General features: G+C 54.7%; 6 protein-coding genes and 1 pseudogene. 2 read left to right on the top strand and 5 right to left on the bottom strand.

Annotated elements, in window-relative coordinates; translation table 11 throughout:
* Positions 1 to 93: 93 nt before the first annotated feature.
* The 3 genes and pseudogenes from bla to AAC019_RS16990 form a co-directional block, all read right to left on the bottom strand.
* Positions 94 to 750 (bottom strand): annotated as a pseudogene (bla, locus tag AAC019_RS17000) (subclass B1 metallo-beta-lactamase); the annotation flags it as partial.
* Between the two features lie 106 nt (positions 751 to 856).
* Positions 857 to 1,264: a GFA family protein gene (locus AAC019_RS16995; protein WP_339900508.1), complete on the bottom strand. Its 408-nt coding sequence runs from the start codon at positions 1,262 to 1,264 to the stop codon at positions 857 to 859.
* A gap of 102 nt (positions 1,265 to 1,366) precedes the next feature.
* Entirely contained in the window at positions 1,367 to 2,299 is a 933-nt protein-coding gene (locus tag AAC019_RS16990) for an AraC family transcriptional regulator (RefSeq protein WP_339900506.1), read from the bottom strand.
* A gap of 218 nt (positions 2,300 to 2,517) precedes the next feature.
* On the opposite strand from AAC019_RS16990, the gene AAC019_RS16985 reads away from it, so the two are divergent.
* Both AAC019_RS16985 and AAC019_RS16980 read left to right on the top strand, forming a co-directional pair.
* A complete protein-coding gene (locus AAC019_RS16985; RefSeq protein WP_339900505.1) occupies positions 2,518 to 3,588 on the top strand; it encodes an aldo/keto reductase in 1,071 nt (356 codons plus the stop codon).
* A gap of 157 nt (positions 3,589 to 3,745) precedes the next feature.
* Complete coding sequence (locus AAC019_RS16980) at positions 3,746 to 4,015, top strand: hypothetical protein (protein ID WP_339900504.1); 270 nt, start codon at positions 3,746 to 3,748, stop codon at positions 4,013 to 4,015.
* Between the two features lie 18 nt (positions 4,016 to 4,033).
* Here AAC019_RS16980 and AAC019_RS16975 read toward each other — a convergent pair whose 3' ends face one another.
* Both AAC019_RS16975 and AAC019_RS16970 read right to left on the bottom strand, forming a co-directional pair.
* Entirely contained in the window at positions 4,034 to 4,348 is a 315-nt protein-coding gene (locus AAC019_RS16975; protein WP_339900502.1) for a YciI family protein, read from the bottom strand.
* A 246-nt stretch (positions 4,349 to 4,594) separates the two neighbouring features.
* On the bottom strand, positions 4,595 to 4,952 hold a 358-nt coding region (locus tag AAC019_RS16970), incomplete at its 5' end, for a hypothetical protein (RefSeq protein WP_339900500.1).

The following is a 4,952-nucleotide window of genomic DNA, read 5'->3' as shown; positions in this document are numbered from 1 at the left end:
TCAAAGAAGACGGCTGTAGAGTTGCTTGTGAAAAACGTATTTCTACGGTCTCGTTGAGTTACGTAGAGGCAAGCTGCAGCGTGTTTGGTACAGCTAAGGGCGCGCGGCAGCCTCGGCAAGTTTAATGGTGTGATCGAGGATCCCGGCATCGCCTACCGCTCCGTGGCCCGGAACAAGCACCTCAATCGGGTACTGTTTGGCTTTAATGGCACGAATCGAATTGGCCCAGGTATGGATAGAGGCCTCGCCCACGTAACCCAGCCCTTCCCATTCGTGGGCTCTTACCAGGCAGCCACCAAACAACAGGTTGCTATTGGGCAGCCAGGCAACGATATTGTCCTCGGTGTGCCCCGCCCCCGGATAATAAAACTCAATAAGCCCATCCCCCAGCGTAAACTCATCGCCCGCAAATGTCTGGCTGGGTAACGGTCGGCCATCGCGCGCAAGCAGCGTCTGGGTTAACTGCGACGTATAAGTGGGCACCGACAGTTCATTCAGCAATTTAATACCAGCGGTGCGATCCTCGTGGGAGTGCGTCGAAACGCTGGCCACCAGCTTGTAGTTTTTATCGGCAAGCCAGGATAAAAGCTGCCGGGTGTCGGCCTCGGACCAGGGCGTGTCGATCAAATAAGCACGTTGGCCATCGATAACGATAAGCCCGTTGGAATCCACCAGACCATAACCTTCAATGTGTTTGAAAGAGGTGTGCAGATAAACGCCCGGCGTTAGTGGGCGAATTTCAAGTGGCTTTTGTGCCGGCACGGACGTTTGGCCAAACACCGGCAGAACCATCATGGCCAATAACCATACGAAAAATTTAATCATAGTTACTCGTTATTTAATGCTAACCGGGGGGCTAAGGCTGCTTATCGTATACCGCGACGCCTTCGGGAATATCATACCAATCTTGTTTCTCGCTTACCCACACATGGGCCGTCGGTTTAATCATGCCGGTATCGGACAAATTTGCGGGCTTGAGTTTAATTTTATCAGGCTCTTGCGGATTAAAATGGTAAATACGATTACCGCATGTAGGACAAAACATAGCGCCGTTAATATTGCCACTAGCGGCGCTTCGGCGCCACTCGGTCATTTTACCGTTAAATTTAACCGAGTCCCGCGCGACCATCGCGGTAATGCTAAACGCACTGGTCGAAAGCTTTTGACACTCTTTGCAGTGACACGCCACCACCATCATGGGCTCGGATAGCAGTTGATAGGTTACACCGCCGCACTGACACGATCCGCTAATGGGGTATTGCATACTCATCTCCACTCTCAGTTTTTATTGCGCGCTTAAAAAATTAGTCAGGCTCAGACATCACCAATATATACGCCGTACCGCACTGGCGGCTGCCAAAGCCCGTCAGGCGGTACTTTCAATCGCCACGCTCGAGCGCATAACCGCAGCATCTTTGCCCGGCGGGGCACCAAACAACTTGCGGTAGTCGCGGCTAAACTGCGAGGGGCTTTCGTAACCCACCTGATAGCCCACCCCAGCAACATCGTGCTCGTGCAGCAGCAGTCGCCTTGCCTCCTGCAGGCGAACCTGCTTTTGAAACTGCACCGGCGTCATTTGGGTAATAGCCTTAAAATGACGATAAAACGATGCGGGGCTCATAGAGGCCATTTGCGCCAGATCGGCGACTTTAAACGCCTGGGGGTAATGGGCGCGCATCCAGGCCGTTACGCGACCAATGCGGGCCGTCTCACTGTCATACAAACCGGCCTGTTGCAATGCTGTGCCCATAGGCGAGCGCAACAGCCGCCAGCAAATCTCACGGCGAATCAAAGGCTCCAGCACGGCTTGGTTGTCAGGCTGCTGGCAAAGCTCAAGAAGGCGCGTGAGAGGATCGAGCACATCCGGCGGAGCGTCGCCTTTAACCAAGGCTCTGTGCCTTACACGTCGATCGGTCACCTCCGGGTGTGCCAGCAACAATTCCGACACCATGGCGGGGTCAACCGACAAGCTCAATGCCAGGTAGGGCCGATCCCGGCTCGCCTCGGTGATACGCGAGTTAACCGGCACATTCACCGAGGCCACCAAGCACTGCCCCGCGCGATACTCCAGCGCAGTATCGCCTATGGCACTGCGCTTACTGCCCTGCAGCACCAGGCAAAAAGAGGTTTGATACACTGCGCGAATCGTACCGCTGGGCTCTGTCGCGCGAGTCAGGCGCAGCCCGTCAATAGCGCACTCATGGCCACCGCTAAGCCACTGCTGCTCAACCAGTGAGCGCAATTTGACAAACACCGCATAGTCGCCAGATACAGGCGAGGTTAGCTCATTCACTGTCATTACTTCGGCTCTAGATTTGTGACTACTCAGTTTTATAAAACAAGTTTAGCGTCACACAGCATACTCTTACTTATGTGACGCGAGCTGTCTTTAAACACGACTTGATAGAATTGTGCATGAATGCGAGAGTTTCTGCACACCGCTTATGGCCGTCGGGTTTTAGTATGAGCCCAACGCTGCCAGCGCGCAGCATTCACCGATACCGCGAGGTTACATGTATGACAACTCCCTCTCAAAATCCGTCACTGGCGATGCACACCCTCGGCCACTCGGGCCTGTTTGTCTCCGAGCTGTGTCTGGGCACTATGACATTTGGTGGCGGCGATGACATGTGGGGCAAAATTGGCAAGTTGCAGCAACGCGATGCCGACGAGCTAGTTGCACTGGCACTGGAGAACGGCATTAACTTTATCGACACGGCCAATGTGTATAGCGGTGGCAACAGCGAGACTATACTCGGCCAGGCGCTAAAAAGCCTTAACGTGCCGCGCGAAGACATCGTACTGGCCACCAAAGTGCTGGGCCCCATGGGCGAAGGCCCCAACCATCGCGGCGCTTCTCGCGGGCACATTCTCACCCAGTGCAAAGCCAGCCTAAAGCGGCTGCAAACAGACTACATCGATTTGTACCAAATTCACGGCTTTGATCCCGCCACTCCGATAAAAGAAACCCTTGAGGCGCTCAATACGCTGGTGCAGCACGGCCATGTGCATCATATCGGCCTGTCCAACTGGGCCGCCTGGCAGGTGGTTAAAGCCGTAGGCATTGCCGAGGCGCGCCGCCTTTGCCCTATCGTGTCGCTACAGGCTTATTACACCCTTGTGGGGCGCGATTTAGAGCGCGAGGTTATCCCCATGCTGCAATCGGAAGACATCGGTTTAATGGTTTGGAGTCCGCTGGCGGGGGGTTATTTATCGGGTAAATACGAAGGGCCAGACGCCTCGGAGGAAAACCGCCGTACCCAATTTGATTTTCCGCCGGTTAACCGCGAGCGCGGCAGCCAGGTGATTACCACCATGCGCGAGATCGCCGCGGGCAAAGAGCTCGACGGCAAATCCGTTAGCGTCGCCCAAATAGCCCTGGCGTGGCTGCTTCACCAACGCGCCGTCACCAGCGTTATTGTCGGCGCCAAACGGCCAGAGCAACTACAAGATAATATTCAAGCGGCGCGTATCCGCCTAAGCGATGACGAGCTCACCGCGCTGGATAACGTCAGCCACTTACCCGCCGAGTACCCCGGCTGGATGATCGAGAGGCAGAGCGAGTATCGCGCCCATATGAATCAATAAAGTTTGTAATCGTAGCGCAAAGTAAGCGGTCGTTGTCTGCCCTCAATCAACGATCGCTTCGCCCAGACAACGTCACTTGTCACTCACGGCGCCACTGCGTTAACCTACCGTTCGAGCGCAGGCTTACCCTGCCACCCCCGACGATAGCGAGGCACACGTGCTGCATTACTTAAAAATCTTTAGCTGGTTTTTATTCACCTTTGCCATTGTCGGCATCATCGCCCTACTGGCTGGCATGGAGCCAACCGTCACCAGTGTCCGCAAAGGGCTTGGCCTAATGGCGATGCAAGCGGGCGTATCCTCGCTGATTCTTATCGGGTTTAGATTAAACAAAGCAGAGCAGTTACCCACCAAAGTATTGCTTTACAGTGGTTGGGCACTGATTGTGTTACTCGTTGTTGTGGGGCAAATTTGGCTGAATGTGTGATGGGTTAAATACTGCAGGCTAAAACGGGTGAATCTCAATGACGCCTCTCGCCCGCGCGCAGGGCGTATTCGCCACCCGCTCGACCACCGCTGCAGCACTTTCTGCCTCGATAATATAAAAACCCGCTAGCGGTAAACCAGCCTGATGCGGCCCGTCGCTAACTTCTAGATGCTTACCCCAGTTGCGTACCGAGGTTACCTCGGGGCGAACCGCAACCACAGTCGCACCGCCGCCCGTGATGACAGAATCCTGGGCTAAAACATCTGTTTTTTCATCATCGCTTAGCGAAATCCAGCCGTCTTTATCCCCGAAGGCAAGGCACAGAAATCTCATCTTTTAGTCCCCCTAATATTAGCTACAAGAGGTAGTCGACCAACACGATCAAAATTCGACAGGCAAGAAGGCTAACGACTCAAGTTTCAAAAGTCTCTGTGCGCCCCGGCGGGCAGCCCCCCTGCCACCGAAACACACCATAGGCGAGAAAAACTCGCCAACACTTCATCACAAAATCGATAAAGCCAAAAACCGTTGGCGAGCGGGCAAATAGCGAGCGGTATTTTTTAACCTTTGGATGTAAAACTATGGCTCGTTGCCCATCGGCCAATTAAACCACAGCCAGCGTGGCTGCACATGGCAGACATCTTGCGAGACGACAACGCCCGTCTGGGTCTGGGTGACAAACCCGTCAAGCGTGGCGGTAACGGAATAAGTACCGGCCCGCTCAGGAGCGCCGTAAAAATAGCAGCCGCCCGGCCCGTAGTGGCCAGTTTTTGGCTGCAGCACCTCCGAGTAATCACCATCGGTGGCGACCACCTGGGTGGCGCATGCATCGATGCTTTCATCATCCACCCACAGATCAATGTTTAAACCGTAACGGATCTCCTCGGTACAGGCGATAGGCGCGCCGCCAATGGGGCCCTGAGGGGCATCGGCTGCA

The organism is uncultured Gilvimarinus sp. (genome assembly GCF_963975215.1).
Taxonomy (GTDB): domain Bacteria; phylum Pseudomonadota; class Gammaproteobacteria; order Pseudomonadales; family Cellvibrionaceae; genus Gilvimarinus.
This window is presented reverse-complemented; position numbering and strand designations above follow the sequence as displayed.